Origin of the sequence: Psychrobacter sp. AOP7-B1-24, assembly GCF_052376215.1 — a bacterium.
Taxonomy (GTDB): Bacteria; Pseudomonadota; Gammaproteobacteria; order Pseudomonadales; family Moraxellaceae; genus Psychrobacter.
Map to the genome: position 1 here is coordinate 15,098 of NZ_JBQSVL010000028.1, position 23,847 is coordinate 38,944.

20 protein-coding genes are annotated in these 23,847 nt (G+C 41.6%); 14 read left to right on the forward strand and 6 right to left on the reverse strand.

Annotated elements, in window-relative coordinates; all coding sequences use genetic code 11:
* Nucleotides 1–122: 122 nt before the first annotated feature.
* The 8 genes from ACT3QP_RS07525 to ACT3QP_RS07560 all read left to right on the forward strand — a co-directional run bounded on the left by ACT3QP_RS07525 (nucleotide 123) and on the right by ACT3QP_RS07560 (nucleotide 8,606).
* Complete coding sequence (locus tag ACT3QP_RS07525; RefSeq protein ID WP_192518757.1) at nucleotides 123–1,277, forward strand: ParB/RepB/Spo0J family partition protein; 1,155 nt, start codon at nucleotides 123–125, stop codon at nucleotides 1,275–1,277.
* 85 nt (nucleotides 1,278–1,362) lie between these two features.
* Nucleotides 1,363–2,100 carry a MotA/TolQ/ExbB proton channel family protein gene (locus ACT3QP_RS07530; RefSeq protein ID WP_225739103.1) on the forward strand — a complete coding sequence of 246 codons (738 nt, stop codon included), beginning with the start codon at nucleotides 1,363–1,365 and terminating at the stop codon, nucleotides 2,098–2,100.
* Nucleotides 2,101–2,268: 168 nt separating this feature from the next.
* Complete coding sequence (locus ACT3QP_RS07535; protein ID WP_192518758.1) at nucleotides 2,269–2,700, forward strand: ExbD/TolR family protein; 432 nt, start codon at nucleotides 2,269–2,271, stop codon at nucleotides 2,698–2,700.
* 193 nt (nucleotides 2,701–2,893) lie between these two features.
* Complete coding sequence (gene msbA, locus ACT3QP_RS07540) at nucleotides 2,894–4,681, forward strand: lipid A export permease/ATP-binding protein MsbA (RefSeq protein WP_442440241.1); 1,788 nt, start codon at nucleotides 2,894–2,896, stop codon at nucleotides 4,679–4,681.
* Between the two features lie 140 nt (nucleotides 4,682–4,821).
* Nucleotides 4,822–5,958, forward strand: a complete 1,137-nt coding sequence (lpxK, locus tag ACT3QP_RS07545) for a tetraacyldisaccharide 4'-kinase (protein WP_192518760.1) — start codon at nucleotides 4,822–4,824, stop codon at nucleotides 5,956–5,958.
* Nucleotides 5,959–6,121: 163 nt separating this feature from the next.
* Complete coding sequence (gene kdsB, locus ACT3QP_RS07550; protein WP_192518761.1) at nucleotides 6,122–6,934, forward strand: 3-deoxy-manno-octulosonate cytidylyltransferase; 813 nt, start codon at nucleotides 6,122–6,124, stop codon at nucleotides 6,932–6,934.
* Nucleotides 6,935–7,021: 87 nt separating this feature from the next.
* Nucleotides 7,022–8,146 carry a DNA polymerase III subunit delta' gene (locus tag ACT3QP_RS07555; protein ID WP_192518762.1) on the forward strand — a complete coding sequence of 375 codons (1,125 nt, stop codon included), beginning with the start codon at nucleotides 7,022–7,024 and terminating at the stop codon, nucleotides 8,144–8,146.
* Nucleotides 8,147–8,258: 112 nt separating this feature from the next.
* A complete protein-coding gene (locus tag ACT3QP_RS07560) occupies nucleotides 8,259–8,606 on the forward strand; it encodes a PilZ domain-containing protein (RefSeq protein ID WP_192518763.1) in 348 nt (115 codons plus the stop codon).
* 150 nt (nucleotides 8,607–8,756) lie between these two features.
* Here the strand turns inward: ACT3QP_RS07560 and ppk2 are convergent, their stop codons facing one another.
* Nucleotides 8,757–9,836 (reverse strand): polyphosphate kinase 2, encoded by a 1,080-nt coding sequence (ppk2, locus tag ACT3QP_RS07565; RefSeq protein WP_444525040.1) that lies wholly within the window; start codon nucleotides 9,834–9,836, stop codon nucleotides 8,757–8,759.
* Nucleotides 9,837–10,078: 242 nt separating this feature from the next.
* Entirely contained in the window at nucleotides 10,079–11,590 is a 1,512-nt protein-coding gene (locus ACT3QP_RS07570) for an acetyl-CoA C-acetyltransferase (protein ID WP_444525041.1), read from the reverse strand.
* Nucleotides 11,591–12,357: 767 nt separating this feature from the next.
* On the opposite strand from ACT3QP_RS07570, the gene ACT3QP_RS07575 reads away from it, so the two are divergent.
* The 4 genes from ACT3QP_RS07575 to ACT3QP_RS07590 all read left to right on the forward strand — a co-directional run bounded on the left by ACT3QP_RS07575 (nucleotide 12,358) and on the right by ACT3QP_RS07590 (nucleotide 17,353).
* The gene (locus ACT3QP_RS07575; RefSeq protein WP_444525042.1) at nucleotides 12,358–13,758 is read left to right on the forward strand and encodes a 3-oxoacyl-ACP reductase; all 1,401 of its coding nucleotides are present in this window, start codon (nucleotides 12,358–12,360) and stop codon (nucleotides 13,756–13,758) included.
* A 374-nt stretch (nucleotides 13,759–14,132) separates the two neighbouring features.
* Nucleotides 14,133–15,050: a MaoC family dehydratase gene (locus ACT3QP_RS07580; protein ID WP_192518766.1), complete on the forward strand. Its 918-nt coding sequence runs from the start codon at nucleotides 14,133–14,135 to the stop codon at nucleotides 15,048–15,050.
* A 74-nt stretch (nucleotides 15,051–15,124) separates the two neighbouring features.
* The gene (locus ACT3QP_RS07585; RefSeq protein WP_192518767.1) at nucleotides 15,125–15,706 is read left to right on the forward strand and encodes a beta-lactamase hydrolase domain-containing protein; all 582 of its coding nucleotides are present in this window, start codon (nucleotides 15,125–15,127) and stop codon (nucleotides 15,704–15,706) included.
* Between the two features lie 234 nt (nucleotides 15,707–15,940).
* Nucleotides 15,941–17,353: a serine hydrolase domain-containing protein gene (locus ACT3QP_RS07590; RefSeq protein ID WP_444525043.1), complete on the forward strand. Its 1,413-nt coding sequence runs from the start codon at nucleotides 15,941–15,943 to the stop codon at nucleotides 17,351–17,353.
* A gap of 17 nt (nucleotides 17,354–17,370) precedes the next feature.
* Here the strand turns inward: ACT3QP_RS07590 and ACT3QP_RS07595 are convergent, their stop codons facing one another.
* The 4 genes from ACT3QP_RS07595 to ACT3QP_RS07610 form a co-directional block, all read right to left on the reverse strand.
* Nucleotides 17,371–18,207: a cation:proton antiporter domain-containing protein gene (locus tag ACT3QP_RS07595; protein ID WP_444525044.1), complete on the reverse strand. Its 837-nt coding sequence runs from the start codon at nucleotides 18,205–18,207 to the stop codon at nucleotides 17,371–17,373.
* On the reverse strand, nucleotides 18,186–18,620 hold the full coding sequence (locus tag ACT3QP_RS07600) for a hypothetical protein (RefSeq protein WP_444525045.1): 435 nt from the start codon (nucleotides 18,618–18,620) through the stop codon (nucleotides 18,186–18,188). Before ACT3QP_RS07600 ends, ACT3QP_RS07595 begins: the two co-directional genes overlap by 22 nt.
* 280 nt (nucleotides 18,621–18,900) lie before the next feature.
* Nucleotides 18,901–20,811 (reverse strand): dihydroxy-acid dehydratase, encoded by a 1,911-nt coding sequence (gene ilvD, locus ACT3QP_RS07605; protein ID WP_444525046.1) that lies wholly within the window; start codon nucleotides 20,809–20,811, stop codon nucleotides 18,901–18,903.
* A gap of 180 nt (nucleotides 20,812–20,991) precedes the next feature.
* Complete coding sequence (locus ACT3QP_RS07610) at nucleotides 20,992–21,753, reverse strand: hypothetical protein (protein WP_444525047.1); 762 nt, start codon at nucleotides 21,751–21,753, stop codon at nucleotides 20,992–20,994.
* Nucleotides 21,754–21,898: 145 nt separating this feature from the next.
* Here ACT3QP_RS07610 and ACT3QP_RS07615 point away from each other — a divergent pair, with 145 nt between their 5' ends.
* Nucleotides 21,899–23,038, forward strand: a complete 1,140-nt coding sequence (locus ACT3QP_RS07615) for an SEL1-like repeat protein (RefSeq protein ID WP_444525048.1) — start codon at nucleotides 21,899–21,901, stop codon at nucleotides 23,036–23,038.
* A gap of 204 nt (nucleotides 23,039–23,242) precedes the next feature.
* Nucleotides 23,243–23,686 carry an HIT family protein gene (locus ACT3QP_RS07620; RefSeq protein WP_444525049.1) on the forward strand — a complete coding sequence of 148 codons (444 nt, stop codon included), beginning with the start codon at nucleotides 23,243–23,245 and terminating at the stop codon, nucleotides 23,684–23,686.
* The last annotated feature ends 161 nt before the right edge of the window (nucleotides 23,687–23,847 follow it).

Sequence of the window (23,847 nt, forward strand, 5' to 3'; positions counted from 1 at the left end):
AAAAAAGTCTGGTTATAAGTACACAGAACAAATTAGACAAATAAGCATCGAATATCATATTTACGAGTAAGCCGCATCAATCATTATTTGGCTTTTATTTTAGCGTTAGAGGATAGGTAATCATGGCGAAGAAAAGAGGGTTGGCTGCCAACCGAGGCTTAGATGCCTTGTTAGGGTCAATCAAAAAAGAAAAGCAAATCACCGCCTCCGCCTTGCAAGATGATGTAGTGGCACGTGATAAGACTTTGCCAGCTGAAACACCAGATATTGATACGCGAAATGCGACTAACATGCCAGTCAATGAGAAACGGACTGCACAGCCCACAGAGACTGATACCGTAGCGAACGATACTGCTGAAAATGGCAATCGTAAGACACGAGCGGCACGCACTATTAATAAAAACGTTGCTAAAAATACTGCAAATAAGAACCGTGTGAATGCAGTAGAGGTTAGTAGTGAAGACCAAATTAGCTTGGTGCAAATCGATGTAACGCTTTTGCAAGCAGGAAAGTATCAGCCGCGCCGTGACATGAGTGAAACGGCACTTGCTGAATTGGCATCTTCGATTGAGCAGCATGGTGTTATGCAGCCTATCGTGATTCGACCATTATTGGCCAATGAAGATAAGAGTGAAGCGTTTGTTACCCATGAAATTATCGCCGGTGAACGTCGCTGGCGTGCTGCAAAAATGGCTGGTAAAGCCGTTATCCCAGCAATTGAGCGTGCATTATCTGATGAGTTGGCTATTGCACTTGCCTTGATTGAGAATATCCAACGTGAAGATTTGTCTGTGATTGAACAAGCAGCAGCGTTACAACGTTTTCATACTGAGTTTGGTATGAGTCATGCGATGATTGCGGAAGTTGTTGGCAAGGCACGTACAACAGTATCGAACTTGCTGCGCCTGAATCAGTTACACGACACGGTAAAAGACCATTTAGCAACCAGCGCACTAGATATGGGTCATGCTCGCACACTTCTAGCTTTATCTTCTGAACAACAGCCGATTATTGCCCAAAAAATAATCGATGGTGGGATGACCGTACGTGAAGCTGAAAAACTTGTTAAGTCAATTTTGCAACCGGTCTCTAAAACTAATCGTACCGAACAAGCACAGTCTCGTGATGCTGAGCGTTTGACACAGAGATTAACAGACATGCTTGGCGCTGAAGTTAAGCTTAAGCATAAAAAAGATGGGCATGGTAGTGTTGAGATATTCTTTCAAAATGAAGATCAGTTAGCAGCTTTGATTAAACACATAGAAGCACAGGCTTAAGATATTTATCAGGTTTGTCATGGTTGTACAAAGTTGAGCTATCTTAGTTACCACTATTTTTATAAAAGTATAAAAGAGAGTTAGTATGTGGGAGTTGGTAAAAGCAGGTGGTTGGTTGATGACGCCTATCGTAGTGTGCTCAATATTAGCACTAGTTATCATTATTGAGCGTAGTCATACTTTACAATTTAATAAAATTGTACCTGGCCGGTTACGCGAACAGCTGATAACTCGCCTACGTGAAAATGGTAGTATTGGCCGTACGCAATTGATGAATGTCAAAGAAAAGACACCTTTGGGTGATATTTTGGCGACTGGTTTGCTGTATCGTGAGTATGGTTTAGAGTCTATGACAATGCATATGCAGAACCGTGCGAGCGTGCAAGTGCATCAGTTAGAAAAAAATATTAATATGCTTGGCACCATAGGTGCAATCTCGCCGTTGCTTGGGTTGTTGGGTACGGTATTGGGTATTATTTCTTCGTTTTTGGCAATCACTGATGGCGCAATGCAAGACCCAACCATGCTTGCTGCTGGGGTGTCACAGGCATTGATTACTACTGCCGCTGGTATGATTGTGGCTATTCCTGCATTGGTTGGTTATCGTTATTTTCAGCGCCGTATCATTGATATCAATGCCCAGTTTGAGACCCAAGCGGGATTAATGATTCAAGAGCTGTATGATTACCATTTGTTAGGAAATACACAGAGTTTTGGTGCTAAAGAGTCTGATTCTAATGCATCGTTGGAAAATATCGTAGTGAGTACACCTGCGTTAGATGCCTTAAGCTCAAAGCATAAAGATGCAGCAGCGACTTCTTAATATTCTTGTTTATTTTATAAAAACCCCAAAAATATAATTGGCTGTGTCAAAATCGTTTAGCCTATAATGCATAGCATTTGCACTCGTTTTCCTTACTGTTTTTTTAGAAAATAGTATTTGTAGACGGTTGTATATGTCAAAGCACAGTAAAATATTAAAGAGAGTGATATGCGCTTTAGAAAACCAACCGTTGAACCACTTGAGATTAATCTAACACCAATGATTGATTGCTTACTATTTTTGATCGTGTTTTTGCTGCTTGCAACGTCGTTTAATCATTTTAGTCGTTTAAATATTATTCTTCCTGAAGCAGAAGGTGTTGAGCAAACAGAACAACAAAACAGCATCGAAGTAGCCGTTCAAGAAGATGGTAGTTATTTGGTCAATGGTATCACGCTTGCTAGCAGTAATGAGGCTGAATTGACCAGTATGCTACAGCAAGAAGCGGGTAGTAATCGTGACATGCTATTTGTAATTGCTGCAGATGCCAATGCCACTCATCAATCTGTTGTAAGGGTGATGGACATTGCGGGAAAATTAGGATTCTTGAACCTTAATATCAGCACAGTTGTGCCACTTGGTCAGCCGTTACCGCAGTAATAGATAGTCAATTTCTTATGAATCAGAGACGGTGTTATTTTCGCTCAGTCTACTATCTGTAGTGCTGTTACTCACTTTTTAATATCTGAATTATTGTGAATTGACGATTGCTGTTTTAGTGTCACAAACACTCCTATAAAACTGTACTTTGAGTACAGTCCATTCATACCAAGATACTCAAATTGAGGCTTTTATGAGCCAAGCATACCAACCCAACGCTAATAAAAATGCTGCTAAAAAGTTGTCAGCAAAGCCATCAAGCACCCCTAAACATCAGACGCTACTGCGTCTACTACGTTATCTCAAGCCTTACTGGTGGGCCTTGATACTGGTTATTTTAGGTTTTGCTATTAATGCGGGGACAGAGATATGGGTTGCCAAACTTTTACAGTACATCACTGATGCTATCAATCAAGGTGATCAGAGCAAACAGAATTTGTTTCCATTATTGATTGTGGTGTTGTTTTTTGTGCGTGGTTTAGGTAGTTTTTTGGGTAACTATTATTCTGCTTTGGTTTCGCGCAATTTGGTTTATGAGTTGCGAGTGGAAGTTTTTAATAAATTGTTGCGTCTACCAAGCTCATTTTATTTGGCCAATCCAGCAGGTACGATCTCGTCGAAGCTCATATTTGATGTTGAGCAGGTAACTGCTGCTAGTACAGAGTCAATGAAGACTGTACTACGTGATGGCTTGACAGTATTAGCATTGATAGGCTTTTTGCTCTATAGCAATTGGCGCTTAACCTTAATTTTGTTTCTCGTATTGCCGCCAATTCTGTGGCTAATTCGTATCGCATCCAAGCGCTACCTTAAGCTGTCTAAAGGTATTCAAGAGACGATGGGTGATGTCAGTCATATTACCAACGAAGTCATTGGTGGTTATCAAGTGGTCAAAAACTATGGGGGACAAGCATACGAGGCTGAACGTTTTAATAAAACATCAAAAAAGAACTTACGCCAAGGTATGAAAATAGTCGTTACAAATAGCATTAATACACCAGCCGTACAGATGTTGATGGCAATAGCTATGTCGGTTGTTGTATGGCTCGCACTGCGTCCATCGGTGATTGATAATATTTCAGCTGGTGAGTTCATCTCCTATATAGCCGCTGCAGGGTTGCTCAGTAAACCTGTGCGTTCGCTAACGGATGTCAATCAAAAGCTACAAAAAGGTATCGCGGCAGGTGAGTCAATTTTTGCTTTGCTCGATGAGCCAGAAGAAAAAGATACAGGCACTCTTAGCTCGAACTTATCAGGTGAGATGAAACTGAATGATGTCAGCTTGGTGTACCCAGATTCAACAGTGGCACTGAGTGACTTCACTTTAGATATACGTGCAGGAGAGACCGTTGCATTAGTAGGACGAAGCGGAGCTGGTAAGTCATCCTTAGTTAATTTACTGACACGTACCTTATCAACTTCTTCAGGGCAGATTACGTTAGATGGTATGCCTATTGAAAATATTAAGTTAGAGAGTTTACGTTCTCAGATTGCGATGGTTAATCAACAAGTGGTGCTGTTTAATACCACAGTATTTAACAATATCGCTTATGGCAGCCTAGCCAATAAAACACAAGCTGAAGTTGAGCGTGCTGCTAAAGATGCTTTTGCTCATGATTTTATTATGCAAATGCCAAACGGCTATCAGAGTGAAATCGGAGCTGAAGGATTACAGTTATCTGGTGGGCAACGTCAACGTTTATCTATTGCTCGAGCGCTATTAAAAGATGCGCCAATTTTGATCTTAGATGAGGCGACCAGCGCGCTAGACAATGAGTCAGAGCATTATATTCAGCAAGCACTTGATAATGTGATGAAAGACCGCACGACCTTGGTGATTGCTCATCGATTAACGACCATTGAGTCAGCTGATCGCATTGCTGTGTTAGATGCTGGACAGATTGTAGAGTTAGGTACGCACCAAGAGTTGATGAAATTACAAGGCTATTATGCACAAATGTATGACCGCGACTTTGAATAAGTGTGTTTATTAGGGCGTGTTTAACCCTTCGAGTATGGCACTGACAGTATCTATTTGCGAATAGTTAATAGGGTCTAATATTTTGGAACGGTTTTACTATTTTAGCCATACTGAACTTATAGAATAAGTAGTCAATAATTATGAGCTTTGAGACGACAGTAACGCGAGCATGGCAACGCCAAGCTGGTTGGTTATGGTTATTGCTACCTATCAGTTGGCTGTACGGAATCATTTCGATGCTTCGCCGTCAGGCATACAAACTAGGTCTGTTAAAAAGTTATCGAGCCCCTGTCCCAGTGATGGTTATTGGTAATATCAGTGTTGGTGGTAGTGGCAAGACACCATTGATTATTGCTTTGGTAAATAAATTGCAAGGAGAAGGTATCAAGGTGGGTGTCATTAGCCGTGGTTATGGTGGTGATACTAATAAGATGCCATCATTGGTTAGTGCAGATAGCTTGCCTAGTGTGGTCGGAGATGAGCCCTGTTTAATTGTTAATACGACCAATGTGCCAATGGCGGTATGTCCCAATCGTAAACAGGCAATCACTACTTTGCTGGATAAGCACCCAGATTTGCAATTGGTTATTGCTGATGATGGTTTGCAGCATTATGCCTTACAACGTGATATCGAGTGGATTGTCGTCGATGCGTCACGGGGTTTTGGTAATGAACAATTACTCCCCACTGGATTTTTACGTGAACCTATTTCACGTTTAAAAGGCGCAACTGTTATCTATCATGAAAAGCTAAGCGCAGATTTAGATGATAGCAACGATGGAAATAGCCAGTATCAAAGCAGCCGTTTGACAATGCATCTGACAGCTGAAAATATGCAACGCTTGTGGCAACCTACTGTAGTCGCTCCTCAAGTAACTGATGTTCAAATAATTAGTATTAAGGCCAGTGCTGATGCGCCTAGTACTGGTAAAAAAGTACATGCTGTGAGTGGTATCGGCTATCCGCAGCGGTTTTTTGATACGCTAAGTTCACTGGGTTTTGATGTCATTGGGCATGCATATCCTGATCATCATGATTTTAGTTTGGCTGAGCTGTTGCAGTATCACGATTATCCGATTGTTATAACCAGCAAGGATGCAGTAAAAATAAAAGCCTTGTTATTCGAATATACAGCTAAGCAACCACTTAACGATGATTGCGAAAATCTGGTGAATAGGCTGTGGGTATTGCCGGTAACGGCTGCACTTTCTGATAGTTGTTATGATGCATTACAACAGCAGCTACAGACATTAGGCATCAGGACTGCACCGATATAAATACAATTGAGCCTGAGGAGTTTTTAGCCTAAGGCTTTGTGTTCATACGATCAGCAGTACCTATTTGTAACGGTTCAACATGCCCTAGTCAAAATATTGGAAATACCGTTTATTATAAAAGTAAAGATTTATAGTCATATAAAAAATTCTATAGGAATTAACCATGTCATCAGTTGTTATGCCGGCTAAAACTCATATTGTCATTCCTGCTCGTTTCAAAAGCACACGATTACCTGGTAAACCACTGCTAAAAATACATGGTAAGCCAATGATTCTATGGGTCGCTGAAAAAGCACAAACAGCGAAATTTGCTGATGATATGTGTATTGCCACTGATAATGAGCAAATAGCAAAGATCTGTATGGAAGCGGGTTTTGATGTGGTCATGACTAGTGCTGAACATGCATCAGGTACCGATCGTTTGGCAGAAGTTGCTGCCATAAAAGGGTGGGCTGATCATGATATCGTGGTCAATATGCAGGGCGATGAGCCACTGGTTCCACCTTTGTTATTGGAGCAAGTCAAAGCACTCTTGGTAGCAGATAGTGATAGCGTAATGGCTACGTTATGTGAGCCTATCGATGACTATGAAACCTTTATGCGTCCGTCGGTAGTAAAGGTGGTGAGTCAACAGTCCGCTAATGTACAGCGTGCGCTTTATTTTAGTCGAGCACCTATTCCTTGTGACCGTGATGCTGTGTTAGCTAATGAAGAACAAAAACAAACACCAAAAAACGCCTATCGCCACTTAGGATTATATGCGTACCGCGTGCGTCTATTGCAGCAATTTGTACATTGGTCACAAACACCGCTGGAAACGCTTGAGAGCTTAGAGCAGTTACGTGTTTTGGAAAATGGTGGACATATTGCGATTGCACAAGCAGATTGTCACTTACCTGCAGGTGTTGATACACAAGAAGATTTGGATCGCCTAAACAGCATGAGCTTGGCTGACTTTCAAAACCCCATTAAATGATAGCCTAACCAAAATATCATCACTGTATTTATAGCGTACTGACACGCTATCTCTTAAATAATCGAGCAATGTGACAGGACGGTAACGATGAGTGATATAACAGATAATACCAGCGTTGCAGATGATGTTTATTTTGCACCTTTATTACCATGGCAGCAAACGTTATGGTCACAACTAACGCAACGAGTATTACAGCAGCAACCTTTGCCACATGCATTATTGGCAGCAGGTATGCAGGGCATGGGTAAGCGAGCTTTTGTATGGCGATTGGTCGCTTGGTTGTTATGTCGTACCCGTAATAGCCATCCAACAGGTGCTTGCGGCGTGTGTGAGAGCTGTCAATGGCTAAGATCAGGTACACATCCAAGCTTACAAGTCTTGCCATTGGTCAGCACACCGATGAGTGTTGATCATACTGCTAAGAAGGAAAATCTGAGCAGCACTGCCAAAAATAAAAAAACTAGTAAAGCAGCTAGTCATAGTGTTCTAAAGACTAAAGTAGATGATATCCGAGCCTTGCAACCTTTTATCTATCAAGGTGGACAAGGACTGCGGATATGTGTGTTAGATCATGCTGAAAAAATGACTATTGCTGCAGCTAATGCGCTACTCAAAACCCTAGAGGAACCGCAAGCACAAGTTCATTTGTTTTTGATCAGTGATACACCTTCGCAGCTATTACCAACTATTAAAAGCCGCGTACAGCAATTGGCGTTACAGGCGATTGAGCCGAGGTTAGCTGCTGATTATGTGACACAGGCATTAGGACATACGGTCAACCGAGAAGCAGTTGGTACAGATGCCATTCATCAACTGATACAATTAGCTAATGGTGCGCCTTTAGCGGCGATAGCATTGGCGCAAGCGGTGTGGTATAGCAAGCGTGGACTATGGCTGACGACGTGGCAAGCATTGCGTAGTGGTAAGCGTAGTAGTATAGCTGCCAGTGATTATTGGCAAAACCAGTTAAGTATCGTTGAATTTATTCAGCTATCTGAATTGATGTTGCTTGATATACGCCGTGTTTGTTTAGGGCTTGATGAATTGCAAAAAGACGTCAATCTATCTGGCTTATTAGAGTCTTATCAACCGGCTGCTAGTGGTTTAGAGGCATTTGCGAATAGCTTGCAACAGACCAAAATTTCTCTGCAACAAAATGTGCAAGAAAAATTTGCCTATGATAAGCTAATGCAGGAAATGGCATATTTATAAAGTAGTTTTTATGCTGTTTGGATATAGTTTAATATATCACTGATGCTTTAGTTTACATACCGTTAGTCACTCATAACAATATAATCAACCTAATTAATAAAGGAAGCTAACTATGGCAATGCCAGGACGCGGCGGAGTATTGACCTGCCATATGGAAAGTATCGAGACGTTATATGCCAGTTACTTATCCTTTGTGAGTAATGGAGCCTTATTTGTACCCTCTAACCAGTCGCATCAGTTAGGTGATGAGGTATTTATCGCTGTGACTTTACCGAATTCAAGCGAACGTTTACCTATGAATGGTAAGGTGGTGTGGATAAACTCTAAAACACAAGGTAGTCGTCCAGCAGGTTTTGCGGTACAAATTGGTACTGACATTGCTGGTCAAAGAATTAAAAATGAAGTTGAGCGATTGTTGGCTGGTAAAATAGATGGCTTGCAGTCGACTTATACCATGTGATATTAATATTGATGACTATTTTCTCTATTACGATTGGTTTTAAATAGATATCACCATAAAAAAGCAGCCCTATATTTTGATATAAGGCTGCTTTTTTGATGAGCTGTTTTTAAATAAATTTGGAGAAATATCGACTGTTGATGAGGCATGTTAATAACGAGGCGGCACATACATATCATTTGGAATAGGCTCACGATAATATTCATCATCGCGTTTACGGTTGGGTAACTCAACCTCATCACGAGGCACTTCTTTATAAGGAATTTGGTCGAGTAAGTGTGCGATGCAGTTTAGCCTTGCACGTTTTTTATTGTTGCCTTCTACGACCCACCATGGAGCTTCAGGAATATGGGTACGTTCAAACATGGTCTCTTTTGCTTTGGTGTAGTCTTCCCACCGCCGGCGTGATTGCAAATCCATCGGTGAAAGTTTCCATTGTTTGAGCGGATCATACATTCGGCTCATGAAACGCGCATGTTGTTCGTCATCGGTAATTGAAAACCAGTATTTCACCAGACGAATGCCAGAGCGTACTAACATACGTTCAAAATCAGGCACCGATTGAAAAAACTCCTCATACTGTGCGTCTGTACAGAAGCCCATCACGTGCTCGACACCACCGCGGTTATACCAACTACGGTCAAACAGTACAATTTCACCTGCGGCTGGCAAGTGGGCGACATAGCGTTGAAAATACCATTGCGTTTGCTCACGTTCTGTTGGCGCGGGTAGGGCTGCAACACGACAAACTCTTGGATTTAGGCGCTGAGTGATACGCTTAATAGCACCACCTTTACCAGCAGAATCTCGTCCTTCAAAGATGACGATAATGCGCTCACCGCGATCTACTACCCAATCTTGTAGTTTGATAAGCTCTCGTTGTAGTCGTACCAGTTCATGGAAGTATGTACGACGATCTAGCTTTTCTTGATCGCTCATTTCGCGTCCGTCAAAACGAAAGTCACGAGCATAGTCATCTATTTCATTTTCTAGCTCTTCATCATAGGTATCGATTAAGTCTTGGTGCATTTTTCGTCGCAGTTCATCATCAAGCACTTCTTTTTCGATACGCTCGGATAGAATTTCTTGTTCTCGATTATATTGATCGATATGTTCTTTGGTTGTTAGAGATTGAAAATCAGCTGTTGTACTGGGTTCTGTTAAGTTGATTTTTTCAGAACCAAAAATGATTTGCCGTAGTTGTCTTAATAAATATTTAGTCTTACCCATAAATATTACCTTTGGTTGGCATATCAGATTTTGTAAGATGCTATTCCCTAATTCACTTTTATAATAACAAACTATAGGCAATAAAAAATGCCCTTTACATGAATTAAAGGACATTTTTTATGGTATGTGCTGAGTAAGCTAATAACTTAGCGCATTCCTTTTGCTTTAGTATTTATAAAGCCAGTGGATGACCTTAATTCACTCGATAGTAATCTCAATAGGCTAAATATAAGGTATCTTGATTATTTTTCTAAGATACACGTTACTCCTTGACCGCCTGCTGCACAGATAGAGATAAGCGCACGACCAGAGCCTTTTTGATCCAGTAACTTTGCCGCAGTCACTAATATACGGCCACCAGTAGCCGCAAATGGATGACCTGCTGCCAATGATGAGCCATTGACGTTGAGCTTACTACGATCAATAGAGCCAAGTGGTGCATCAAGTCCTAAGCGCTCTTCACAGAAACTTTCATCTTCCCAAGCTGCTAGTGTTGATAGTACTTGTGAGGCAAAGGCTTCATGAATTTCATAAAAATCAAAGTCTTGTAACGTTAGGCCAGCACGTTTAAGCATACGTGGCACGGCATAAGCAGGTGCCATCAGTAAGCCTTCAGTTGTGCCAGATTTGCCAATGAAATCTACCGCGGCTGTTTCTTGATGGACAATATAAGCCAATGGTTTAAGGCCGTGTTCTTTTGCCCATTCATCAGTACCTAATAGCACGCAAGAAGCGCCATCTGTTAAGGGAGTCGAGTTGGCAGCTGTCATCGTTGGTTTGGCATTCTTTTTGCCAAATACAGGTTTTAGCTTAGCCAGTTTTTCTAACGTTGTGTCTGGGCGCAAATTATTATCACGAGTTAGACCTTTGTATGGGGTAATCAAGTCATCAAAAAACCCTTCATCATAAGCGCGCGCTAGGTTTTTGTGACTGTTAAAAGCAAGTTCGTCTTGTGCTTCACGACTAACGTTCCACTCAAGCGCGGTGATTGCTTGGTGCTCGCCCATCGATAGACCAGTACGTGGCTCTCCGTTTTGCGGTGAGTCTATTAGATCTTTTGGATTTAAGCCCATCAGTGCTTTTAGACGTTGTTTATTGTCTTTTGCGGCACCCAGTTTGATCAGTACTTTGCGTAGGCCATCGCCAATCGCGATAGGGGCATCAGAAGTGGTATCGACACCGCCAGTAATGGCTGAATCAATAAGTCCCAATGCAATTTTATTGGCAGAAGCGAAAGTTGCTTGTAAGCCAGTACCACAAGCCTGTGAAATATCATAAGTAGGCGTGTGCGGGTTTAGCGCTGTATTTAATGTAGCTTCACGAGTGAGATTAATGTCTCGGCTCAGTTTCATAACTGCACCAGCGACCACTTCACCTAACACTTCATCTTGTAAGTTATAGCGTTCAACCAAGCCGTCTAAGGCAGCGGTTAGCATATCTGTGTTGCTAACATCGGCGTATGAGCCATTTGAGCGTGCAAACGGGATACGATTACCACCTAAAACAGCCACACGTTTTAGACTTGAGGTAGGTTTGGTTGAGCGGGTCTTTTTAGCAGTATTAGCTGCTTTTGGAACAGCAATTTCTTCGGCAACGTTCTCTTTGTTTGAATCACTAACAATGGTATTAACGGCTGCCTCTTTTTGAGTGCTGTCAGTAGAGCTTGCTTGTGCTTCTTTAGTTTTTGCATCACTAACTTTTACGACAGTGCTTTCGATAACAGGACTATCAGGGTGATTGTTTTTATTACTCATAATATTATCCTTAAAAAATATGGGTAGAAGAAAGGTGAGGTAACGATAAAAAAGACAATTGACTTTTAGTATTTGGTGCAATATTTCAAGATGATAAATCAATATTATCATTTATTGCGCAGTATGGCTGTTTATGGCAAGTCGTTTTTATGACCTTACTGTATATCTTTAGCAAATTATGTGACGTTTGTAATAAGGTTAGGGTGTGTCCTCATTTTGAAAATGATGATAGAAATGAGATAAATTGCTGTCCAACAAGAAAGGTCGCAAAGGTTGTAAAGATAGTATCCAAGTAATAGTATCGAAGTATTAGCAAGCCATTTGACGCTGTTTCACAAAATTTAGCCCATTCAAAATGCAATATTTAGACTGAGTGAATAGCCTAATAGGGCTTGTAGTATCACTCACCATACAGCGTTCAAAATAATTTCTGTGGACAGATGAATATTGACCATTAACATTGCATAAAAGCCAATTTGATAATATATTGTTATCGATAAATGAATTTACTATAACTTATTGGTCTAATTTTAGCATGATACGATGCTTTCTTAGTCTACAAAAAGTTGCCATCTTGTGTACTAGCTTGTTTACAGATTTTTGTGGACATTGTCAGTTTTTGGACTTGTTCATAATGGCAGTGTATAGTTAGGCCAGTTTTGTACGCACTTACTAAATATCAATAATTATAATGTTGCCGAGTCTATATGATAGGAACATTGCATTTTTAATTTACGATTCTAGTTATTTTTTATAAGGATTATATTATGTCAGACCATTATGGTGATTTTGTTCAATCTTCTATTGGTAAAAAGGTTGCGAAAAACCTAGGCCTACCATTACCAGTGACGCTTGATCGTTTCGAAAGTGGTGAAAATCTAGTACGTGGTAGTGTTTTGGTTGGTCGTGCTAGTGGCGATGATAAAAGCGTGAGTGCGTCAGTATCACGTATTTTGTCAGACGTACATGCGGATGTTTATGTGAATAGCAGTGACGATATCAAAGATACGCTTGCTGATGCGAGTATTGAGACAAAGATCAATACTGATAATGATGATAAGTTTAAAGTGCTGTTGTTTGATGCTAGTAATATTAGCAATGCTGAGCAGCTAAAAGAAGTGTATGAATTTTTCCACACTGTGGCTCGCCGTGTTGAAAAATCTGGTCGCGTTATTATTGTAGGCCGCCCACCAGAAAAAATCTCTGATATTGATACAGCACTTGCTCAACGCTCACTTGAAGGCTTTGTAAGATCTGTAGGTAAAGAGTTCAAACGTGGTATCACGGCACAGCTTGTCTACGTTGAAGAAGGTGCAGAGCAAAACTTAGATTCAACGTTACGTTTTTTCACCTCAGCTCGTTCAGCCTATGTCTCAGGACAAGTCGTACGCGTTAGCAAAGGCACGTCAATTGATGTAGATTGGACGCAACCTTTAGGTGGCAAAACCATGCTGGTTACTGGCGCAAGTCGTGGTATTGGTGAAGCGATTGCTCGCGTGTTGGCTCGTGAAGGCGCTCATGTTATCTGTCTTGATGTGCCGCAACAGCAAGCTGACCTGCAAAAGGTTGCGAGTGAGATCAGTGGTTCAGTATTGACTGTTGATATTACCAGTGATGATGCAGGTGCTGAAATTGCAGATGCAGCAGAAAAGCGCGGCGGTTTGGATGCAGTGATTCATAATGCAGGGGTGACCCGTGACAAGACTTTAGCGAAGATGGATGAGCAAAAATGGGATATGGTTATTAATATTAATCTTGCCAGTATCGCTAAATTAAACCGTTATATGCTTGATAATAATGTCTTAAATGATGACGCTCGTATTGTCTGTGTGTCTTCAATCTCTGGTATCGCGGGTAACTTGGGTCAAACCAACTATGCCACCTCGAAAGCGGGTGTTATTGGTCTGGTTAATGCGACTGCTAAGCAATTAGAGGACAATGCTAAAGGTATGACAATTAATGCAGTGGCACCAGGTTTTATTGAAACCCAAATGACTGAAGCCATTCCATTTGCTATTCGTGAAGCGGGGCGTCGTATGAACTCAATGAGCCAAGGTGGACTACCAGTAGATGTTGCAGAAACTATCGCATGGTTTGCATCACCTGCTTCTGGTGGTTTGAATGGCAATACTGTCCGTGTATGTGGTCAAAGCTTACTAGGTGCATAGCACTAGTTTCTAGGCAGGCAGGGGTAATATTTTTTATTAAGTAATTGATATTAATTGTTATTTTTTATTTACCTTACACATGCTTACGAAAAAATTGATGATAATTTGTAATAAAGCTGCCCGAGGGTGGCTTTTTTATGATAAAAACATAGAAACTTTATAATAAAAAAAATAGAAACTATAAACCCCAAAACCAGAAAAAATTTGCTGTAAAATAAGTGCTTGAACCACGCATTAAAACCACGTAGATTACTTATACTTTGGATTGAGTATAGCGCTTAGGACACTGTTGGATGGTCAGCCTTAACGAACGACTTTAATAGCATCTCTGTATGCACCAAGAAAATTTGCTCTAGCCCCACTTAGGATTTATTATGTCAGACAAGCATTATGATGCGTTGCCAAAAGCGCATACGACCTACGCCAATATCGTTAAAAGCTTATTACCTATTGTCAATAATGGCAAAATTAGTCGAGAACAGCTACCTCAAGCGACTTATTTTGTGGATGATCTGCATATCGACCAAGGGAATTTAAACGATTATCGTAAAATTTGCGGTTTTTCTGATAATGGTAAAGTCCCAATTACATATTTTTCAGTATTATCACAAACTTTGCAAATGAATATGATGGTCAAAGAGCCGTTTCCATTTGCCATGTTGGGTTTGGTACACGTTGACAATAGTGTAACTCAGTATCGTTCAATTGGTGAGCGTGAAACGTTTGCCATGTCGGTTACCTTTGATAATCTGCGTGATCATGCTCAAGGTCAGCAGTTTGACTTTGTGACGACGGTAAAATCAGAGAGTGAAGTTATCTGGGAAGGTACTTCAACTTATTTGTCTCGTAGCAAAACATCAAGTAATAGCAAAGATAAAAAAAGCACTCCACGTCAGATAGTGGCCAAACCAGATGTTAATCCGGAAGGCGTGCATAGTATCTTTGAAGTACCAGAGGATATCGGTCGTCGTTATGCCTTTGTATCGGGTGACTTCAACCTGATTCATTTACATCCGCTATCTGCGCGGGCTTTTGGTTTTCCAAAAGCTATTGCTCACGGTATGTGGTCAAAGGCCAAATGTTTGGGTATGATGGGCGAGTTACCAGATGCTTGTACGGTTGATGTCGCATTTAAGCTACCTATCTTTTTGCCAGCAGAGGTTGAGCTTATTGCTGAACCAGTTGCAAAGCTTGAGAGCACAGATGATACTTGTGAGTTTGGGTTATATAGCGCTAAAAATGACAAACCGCATCTGTTAGGTACGGTTAGATTGCAGAGTATCGATCAATAACCATCAGAAAATAAGATAACAGATGCTCATTACAAAAGTTTTCAATAGCAAACTTAACGAATAAATTTATAATTATGACTTCATATACAGAAGTAACAAGCCCAGAAAATTCAGCCGCCAATGATCATGTTGCTCATATCAAGACTACTGATAATAGGGCTGAGACTGGTAGCACCAGTACTGACTCTGACCAAAATATTCAGGATAACGGTATCGACCTTGCTAATATTTTTGAGCCTTATTTTCGTCCTGATGCAAACACCATTGTATGTGGTGCATTGGATGATGAAAAAGTGGCAGCATTAGCAAAGTCAGGCGTTGAGTTGGTTATCAATTTGCAGCCTAATGATGAGTTGAGTTTTGATGAAGCAGCAGCTGTCGAGCGTGCAGGTATGCATTATGAACATTTGCCTATTAGCGGTGCTGCTGACTTAAAGCAGCTGAAAATATTGGCATTTGATAATATTTTACGACAGCATCACGGCAAAAAAACTGCGCTGCACTGTGGTACTGGCAATAGAGCAGGTGCTGCGATAGCCTTGCGTGCAGGTTGGCTGCGTGGGCGTAAAATGGATACAGCGATGGAACGTGGGCGTAGTCATGGTTTGACTAAGCTTGCCGAAGAGGTTCATAATCGTTTACTAGTGCCGCGTTAGAATATAATCATGTTTGACGAACGAAAAGGCGACCAAATGGTGGCCTTTTTTGTGAGTAAATAATTGATTTTACGTTGATATAAATGGGTAAAACCACGCAAAAAATGATGGTTGTCAAGAAAACGAGGCTAGAAATCACTCATGGTAAGCCAATCGTGTTTTTTGATCTGCTACAATATCCAGCGCTAAGAGACTTTGAGACTTAGCTTTTTTATAAAATAAAGCAGGGCAGTCATGAGCGAGAACAATAAAAGCAATCAGCATATGCATAACGATATTAATATTAAACTTCAGCAAGGCTTGCAGCAATTACTCACCGACTTGCAACTTGATGATGCGCCAGCAGGTGGTGCTGTGGTGGTTTATCAGGCTGGCAAATGTATTGCTCAAGCAAGTACGGGTATGGCACGTTTAGATATGTCCTGGCAACCTGATACCTTGGCCATTAATTTTTCGACAGGTAAAGGCATATTGGCGACATTGGTACATGTGTTGGTGTCGCAGCAGATACTAGATTATGACACGCCTATTGCGCATTATTGGCCAGCATTTTCGGCACAGAATAAAGGGGATATTACGCTACGTAGCGTGATGTCACACCAAGCTAATTTATTTTCCATTCAAAGTACGGATGCTGATAGTGAAGCGTTGCTAGATTGGGAGCATATGCTTAATAAAATTGCTGCGATGGCAATTACGCTACCGGAGCATAGCGAGTTATATGATAGCGCTTATAGTGCTTTGGTCTATGGTTGGATATTAGGCGGTCTAATAGAAGCTGTTACCAATCTATCTTTAGCTGAGGCGTTGCGCCGCTATTTAACAGAACCTTTAGGTATTGCCGATAGCTGTTATTTTGGTGTGCCAGATAATAAAGTCAACCAAGTGGCAAAGCTGGCCAAAGATTTTGAAGTATCAAATGAGGATAGTGAAAAACTGCGTCACAAGCGTCATAAACCGACTTTAAAAGCAGATTCACAAAGCACCTTAGATGCTTATGCTCGTCTACCCAACTATACTTGTTGGCAGCAACAAGCCTTAGTTAATGAAAAAGTCGTAAATCCTAGTCAGGATAATGAGCAAAAAAACTTGCCTATATTGAGTACAGCCCATATTAATCGTTTGTACTTTGATACTAGTAAACTAAATCTAAAAAACTATAAAGCGGCGCTCATACCTGCTGGTAAAGAAGCAATCGATTACCATAGTCGTGAGACATTACAAGCCGTGATTCCTGCGGCCAATGGGGTAGCTTCAGCACAGGCACTGGCAACCATCTATGCGATGCTGGCCTGTGGTGGTCAATGGCAAGGACAAACCCTTATTGATAGTGCAACGTTTGAGCAGCTATCTAAACCGCACATCACAGGTTTAGATTCCGTAATGCCAGCGTCTATGTATTGGCGCTTGGGTTATCATCGACTGTTTAGCCTTTGTCAAAATGTTGACAGTGAAGCGGTTGATATTAGCAAGCAAGGATTCGGGCACATGGGCTATAACGGGTCGGTTGCTTGGTGTGATCCTAAGCGTCAATTGTCATTTGCTTTTGTTCATAACTTTGACGTTACGATGCTCAATGATATTCGTCAGTTTGCTCTAACGGAGTTTGTGATTAGCTCGGTTGATACAGCGCTCAAACAGCACTAAAAAATGTGTGAATAATATCAATGAGGGTTGTTTGGCGTCATTTTTAGCAGTCTTTTGGCGCTAATACCATGTATAAAAATAGATATTAAAATGACAATTGAACAGACAACCCATAGTTTTAGAGTATCCTCCTCACCGAAAAAGCCTTGGTTGATCGCGTAAGAGAGATAATATAGCGTACCAATACCACGGATACCTAATGCTGAGATAGCATATTTTTCGGTGTGTGGTAAGTTCAATCCTGATAATGCAATCAACCCACCAATGGGACGTATCAACAATAGAAAGGCAAAGCTGACGATATAAACGCGCCATGTGAGCTCTACACCCGACTGCAATCCTTGACCTAAAAACATACCAAAAGTGACCAGTACTAATGACATCAGCAAACCTTCTGATTGCTCTGCAAAATCATGAAGTTTGTGATGATAGCTGTGCTCATGCTCCGAACGTCGAAAGGCAAAGGCCGCGACAAATACGGCAATAAAGCCATAACTATGTACAAACTCTGCTAAGCCATAGGCTAGTAGTGTCAGGGCGATGACGACATAACCTTGAGAAATAGTGGTGTCTTGGCTATATTTTGAAAAGACGAGCTTGGCCAAAACCTTACCAACGACAATACCAACCAGTAAACCTGCGCCAATTTTCCACAGTACATCATGGGTAAACCACGACCAAAGCATCTCACTGGTGAAACGATTGCCTTCATCAAACGCTTCCGCTATTTTTATTGCTAAATAAACAAAGGGGAACGCCAGCCCATCGTTAAGTCCTGCTTCTGAGGTGAGGGTAAATCGAGGTGCGTCTTCACCCCCGGTATTCGGTGGTCCTACTTGAATACTAGATGCCAATACTGGATCCGTTGGTGCAAGTACAGCACCTCTAATAAAACGGCTGCCCCAAGACTCAGACCAAACGTGTAATAACCCAATACTGCCATCGAAAAAATACCAATTGGCATGGTAATCAGTAACAGTCGCACTGTCGGCCGCCATAACTGCCAGGATAGCTCAGTATCAATCTTGATACCTGCACCAACCAATGATACTAAAACGACAATTTCAGTCAGTTTTTCTATGACTAAGCCATTATCAATAGGATTTAAGAATGATAGCGTCGTCCAATAATAGCCCATTATCACGCCTAAACCGACTTGTAGCATAGGTAAAGAGATGGGCGTGCGTTTAAAGAGAATAGGAAACAACGCGCCTAGTAAAAAAGCGAAACCACAGACTAATAAGAATAAATTATAGTTTTCGATCATAAGAGTCACGCACGAGAGTCAGTTGATTGTTATTTTTTATAAAAGAAAGCCCACTATCGAGCCGTACTGAGGATCGATGACTAATGACTTGTTGGTCTATCTTTTATCATGACAACAAAACGTGATGGTTTCCGCAAAAAATAGTTATCAAACGACGGTCTACGTTGTTTTTTAGTGAAAAAAAGCCTGCACAATATAGGCAGGCTTTTTATAATTTCAATATTTGTGACTCTTAACACAAACAGAGTTTTATAATTTGAGCGGTTTCTGTACTTAGTGTTTAGCGCTCTACTTGGCTCACGTCACGTATTGCACCAGTATCAGCACTGGTAGTCATGGCTGCATAGGCACGTAATGCAGGAGTAACGTAACGCTCACGGCTTACAGGTTTCCAAGCATCACGACCACGAGCTTCCATAGCTTCACGGCGTTCTACCAAAGCTTCATCGCTCACTTGGATGTTGATAGTACGGTTGGGAATGTCAATATGAATGGTATCACCTTCTTCTACCAGACCAATCGCACCACCTTCAGCAGCTTCAGGGCTGGCATGACCAATAGATAAGCCAGATGTGCCGCCAGAGAAACGCCCATCAGTCAGTAGCGCACATTTTTTACCCAAACCTTTTGACTTCAGATAAGTTGTTGGATAAAGCATCTCTTGCATACCAGGACCACCTTTTGGGCCTTCGTAACGAATGATTACTACATCACCAGCGACGATTTGGTCATCCAAAATAGCTGCGACGGCATCATCTTGTGATTCAAATAGACGCGCGCGTCCAGTAAATACTAAAATACTGTCATCAACGCCAGCTGTTTTTACCACACAGCCACGCTCGGCAATATTGCCATACAGTACTGCTAAGCCGCCATCTTGTGAGTAAGCATGAGTAACGCTACGGATACAGCCTGATTCGCGATTAACATCGAGATTAGACCACTCTTTGGATTGTGAAAAGGCTTGTGTCGTACGAATACCACCAGGTGCAGCAACATATAGTGCTCGTGCTTCAGCATTGTCTGGATTCATGATATCCCATGTGTCGATGGCTTCTTTCATCGTTGAACTATGGATAGTTGGAAGGTCAGTGGTTAGTAAGCCTGCACGGTCAAGCTCAGCAAGCAATGCCATTACGCCACCAGCTCGGTGCACATCTTCCATATGATACTTCTGTGAGGCAGGTGCGACTTTAGAGAGGCAAGGCACGCCGCGGCTTAGACGATCGATATCGGCCATTTTAAAATCAACTTCCGCTTCATTGGCCGCTGCTAGCAAATGCAAGATAGTATTGGTTGATCCACCCATCGCGATATCTAAGCTCATGGCATTTTCAAAAGCCGCTTTGGTCGCGATAGAGCGTGGTAGCACTGAGTCATCATCTTGCTCATAACGGCGTTTGGCCAAAGAGACAATCGTACGACCAGCCTTTAAGAACAATTCACGGCGCATCGCATGAGTTGCTAGTAATGAGCCATTACCTGGCAATGATAGCCCTAATGCTTCGGTCAAACAGTTCATTGAGTTGGCAGTAAACATACCAGAGCAAGAGCCACAAGTGGGGCAGGCTGAGCTTTCGATGGCCAAGACATCTTCGTCACTGATATTATCGTCAGCAGCATCCATCATCGCATCGACTAAATCAAGCTTACGAATCGCATTACCTTTATTGTCAGTGGTATGTGTACCGTTGCCACCATCGTTATTGTGGCTTTGTGCGACAGTACTGGCAATGACTTTACCGGCTTCCATAGGTCCGCCAGAGACGAACACAACAGGAATGTTTAAGCGCATCGCTGCCATTAACATGCCTGGGGTGATTTTATCGCAGTTAGAAATACAGACTAAAGCATCTGCGCAGTGAGCATTGACCATGTACTCGACAGAATCGGCAATTAAGTCACGACTTGGTAGCGAATACAGCATACCGCTATGGCCCATCGCAATACCATCATCGACAGCAATAGTATTGAATTCTTTGGCCACGCCACCTGCCTGCTCAATCTCACGTGCGACCAGTTGACCTAAGTCTTTTAAATGCACGTGACCTGGTACGAACTGGGTAAATGAGTTGGCAATAGCAATAATAGGTTTGCCAAAGTCGCCATCAGTCATGCCAGTTGCACGCCATAGTGCGCGTGCACCTGCCATATTACGACCACCGGTAGAGGTTTTTGAGCGATAATCCATGTGATATTCCTTACAAATAGGCTAGGTTCGTTAAAATGTGCAGCATCAGCCGTGATGTCAATAGTGTGCTTTTTATACGGTTTGAGGACTAGTGAATAATACTAGGTCGCTACCATACCATTAGCTATGAATAGCTGAAAATAATTCGCTGCTTGTGATAAAAAATAGGACGGATAAGTACTACTCCAAACGTTCTAATATGGCTGTTTCAAACCAAGGTAGCTCGGCTTTATCTTTGTCCAGTTTGGCGATAATCGCTAAAGCATGAGTGGCCGGTAAAAGTTGATAGTCTGTACTGGTCTCAATCGTTAATATCGATTCCGTGCCATTGTGTTGTTCGTCGATACTAATTAAGGGTTGACGGTTGTTTTTATAGAGTACATCTATACGGCCAAAAAACTGCCAATCTTTAAATGCGGTAGTGAGCGCGTCTGTTGCCTCTTTAGTATAAATTTGCTGTGCGTCTTTGCCCGTATTGGTCCAATGCAGCCGTACAGCCAATTGCAATGTTTCACTGAATACGACCAGTGAGCCGACGACCTTTACCTGCCAAGGGTTAGCAAGCAGTGTGGCATCAATCCCGATGAGCTTAGCAGCTGCTTGAGCCGTCATCGGTGTGTTAAATTGCGCTAATAGAGCAGGTGTCAGTGGATGTGTTTGTTTGATACTGTCTTCTAAGCTGTCATAATGATACAGAAAAGGTAGCGGTAAATCTTGAGTGACGGTTTTTTTGCTGATTTTACAGTTATGAATTCGCCATGCAATGGTTTTGTCAGTCAGTACGTTTGCTAAAATAATACTGTTTGGCGCAAGCATTTGAGTCGCATTCTGCGTGCTTGTTTGTTTTGTGTTACTAGCAGATATCATATCATCGGATGCAGTCGTTGATAGTGTGCTATCGAGATCTACATTAGCGTAATTGTTATTTGATTGAGTCGTCAAAGTAGGCGAGTCCATAAACGTAGCATGATTAAAATAGAGTGCTAATATAACATTTTAAGGGTGTGGCTCGCCAATAAATTGGTGAGTGATAGTTCTACGTCTCTACAGCGCACCGAACTTATTTGAACCACTTTTGAGGATAATCATGATCATGCAATCACTGAAGAAAATCATTACTAATGAGCTGGTTTTTTTAAGTCTATTATTTGGGCTAATGACTTCTGCTAAAGCAATTGACTATGAAGAGCCTACAGTAGAAGCAGTTTCAGTAGCAGAGTATGATATTGCAAAAGAACATGAAGAGCTTGCAAAATTAATTGCAGAGGTTAAAGCAGCTAACCAAAGGCGTGTTTACCAATCGCTCGCTGAACGAGAGCTCGCTGAAGATCAATATAACCTTGGCTTTAGGCATTACAGAGGCGAAGGTGCAGTCCAAGATTACGCTAAAGCAGCTGAGTGGTTTGAAAAATCCGCTAATCAAGGGCATGCTGATGCTCAGTTTAGACTGGGTATGATGTACTACCTAGGCGAAGGCGTGCGTCAGGACTATTCCAAAGCTAGGCAGTGGTTAGAAAAATCTGCCAATCAAGGGCATGCTAATGCTCAATATAATCTTGGCTTGAGGTATGTTACTGGGGAAGGGGTACGTCAGGATTATGCTAAAGCGGCTGAATGGTTTGAAAAATCTGCTAATCAAGGCGATGCTGATTCCCAATATAACCTTGGCGTAATGTATGAAAAGGGCTTAGGAGTTCTTAAAAATCATGCCAAGGCTATTGAGTGGTATCAGAAATCGGCGAATCAAGGGGATGCTACTGCCCAATATAACCTTGGCGTAATGTATGAAAAGGGCTTAGGAGTTCTTAAAAATCATGCCAAGGCTATTGAGTGGTATCAGAAATCGGCTGATCAAGGGTATGCTACTGCTCAAAAAGTCCTTGGCATGATGTACTATAATGGTAAAGGGGTACGTCAGGATTACACCAAGACAGTGGAATGGTTTGAAAAACCTGCTACTCAAGGAGATGCTGAGGCTCAAAGAGTCCTTGGTATGATGTACTATAATGGTAAAGGGGTACGTCAGAATTATGCCAAAGCTATTGAGTGGTATCAGAAAGCAGCTAATCAAGATGATGCTGTGGCTCAGCTTCTTCTTGGATCAATGTACTATGATGGTAAAGGGGTACGTCAGGATTATGTTGTCGCTAAAGAATGGTTTGGAAAAGCTTGCGACAACGGCAATCAAAATGGTTGTGATTTCTACAAACGTTTAAATCAAAGATAAAATGTTGAGTCTTAAATGGCGTGGCTTTGCGAAGAGGTTGCTAATTGACGAAACAAGAATGAACAAGAATGAAAGCGTAAACTCAAATGCTAGAAACGACTAACCCCCAGTGCTACCAACACTAGGGGTTAGGTGAATTTTAATCTGTGTTAGTAGATATAGAGCTATAACGCGATTAACAATCATATAATCAAAGGAATAATAATGACTGATATTAATCAACAAGCCACTGCTTATGACGACAACAATATTTTTGCCAAAATGCTAAACGGTGATATTCCGTGTCATAAAATATATGAAGATGATAAAACCTTGGCCTTTATGGATATCATGCCGCAGGCAGAAGGCCATGTATTAGTGATACCCAAGCAAAAAGCGGTTGACTTGTCTGATCTTGAGCCAGAGTTTGCCGCTGCGGTCTTAATGACATCTCAAAAAGTCATGCAAGCGCAGCGCAAAGTATTTGAGCGTGAAGGAATCATTCAAATGCAGTTAAATGGTGCGCAAGCAGGGCAAACTGTGTTTCATTATCATGTACATCTTATACCTACCAGTATCCATGAGCTGGGTCGCCATGCTGCTGTGATGGCTGATCAAGAACAATTAGCAAAACTTGCTCAGCAATTAGCGTCTGCTATTACTGTGTAGTGTTCAACACACCGTATTCGTTATTAATGGTTTTTAATAGCGATCATCATCTCGTCATGAAAAAGGTCGCCTGCAAGCGGCCTTTTTTGTTATTTGGTAATAGTCAGGTAACAAATGTTAAAATAATGTTACGTCTTGGGTCGAATATTAGGGTCATCACG

Coding starts and splice junctions, on each gene's coding strand:
- lpxK (WP_192518760.1), top strand. CDS start 4,822: ATGAGCTTTGAGACGACAGTAACGCGAGCATGGCAACGCCAAGCTGGT.
- ACT3QP_RS07555 (WP_192518762.1), top strand. CDS start 7,022: ATGAGTGATATAACAGATAATACCAGCGTTGCAGATGATGTTTATTTT.
- ppk2 (WP_444525040.1), bottom strand. CDS start 9,836: ATGGGTAAGACTAAATATTTATTAAGACAACTACGGCAAATCATTTTT.
- ACT3QP_RS07615 (WP_444525048.1), top strand. CDS start 21,899: ATGATCATGCAATCACTGAAGAAAATCATTACTAATGAGCTGGTTTTT.
- ACT3QP_RS07590 (WP_444525043.1), top strand. CDS start 15,941: ATGAGCGAGAACAATAAAAGCAATCAGCATATGCATAACGATATTAAT.
- ACT3QP_RS07575 (WP_444525042.1), top strand. CDS start 12,358: ATGTCAGACCATTATGGTGATTTTGTTCAATCTTCTATTGGTAAAAAG.
- ilvD (WP_444525046.1), bottom strand. CDS start 20,811: ATGGATTATCGCTCAAAAACCTCTACCGGTGGTCGTAATATGGCAGGT.
- ACT3QP_RS07600 (WP_444525045.1), bottom strand. CDS start 18,620: ATGATCGAAAACTATAATTTATTCTTATTAGTCTGTGGTTTCGCTTTT.
- ACT3QP_RS07535 (WP_192518758.1), top strand. CDS start 2,269: ATGCGCTTTAGAAAACCAACCGTTGAACCACTTGAGATTAATCTAACA.
- kdsB (WP_192518761.1), top strand. CDS start 6,122: ATGTCATCAGTTGTTATGCCGGCTAAAACTCATATTGTCATTCCTGCT.
- ACT3QP_RS07560 (WP_192518763.1), top strand. CDS start 8,259: ATGGCAATGCCAGGACGCGGCGGAGTATTGACCTGCCATATGGAAAGT.
- ACT3QP_RS07530 (WP_225739103.1), top strand. CDS start 1,363: ATGTGGGAGTTGGTAAAAGCAGGTGGTTGGTTGATGACGCCTATCGTA.
- ACT3QP_RS07580 (WP_192518766.1), top strand. CDS start 14,133: ATGTCAGACAAGCATTATGATGCGTTGCCAAAAGCGCATACGACCTAC.
- ACT3QP_RS07570 (WP_444525041.1), bottom strand. CDS start 11,590: ATGAGTAATAAAAACAATCACCCTGATAGTCCTGTTATCGAAAGCACT.
- msbA (WP_442440241.1), top strand. CDS start 2,894: ATGAGCCAAGCATACCAACCCAACGCTAATAAAAATGCTGCTAAAAAG.
- ACT3QP_RS07585 (WP_192518767.1), top strand. CDS start 15,125: ATGACTTCATATACAGAAGTAACAAGCCCAGAAAATTCAGCCGCCAAT.
- ACT3QP_RS07525 (WP_192518757.1), top strand. CDS start 123: ATGGCGAAGAAAAGAGGGTTGGCTGCCAACCGAGGCTTAGATGCCTTG.
- ACT3QP_RS07620 (WP_444525049.1), top strand. CDS start 23,243: ATGACTGATATTAATCAACAAGCCACTGCTTATGACGACAACAATATT.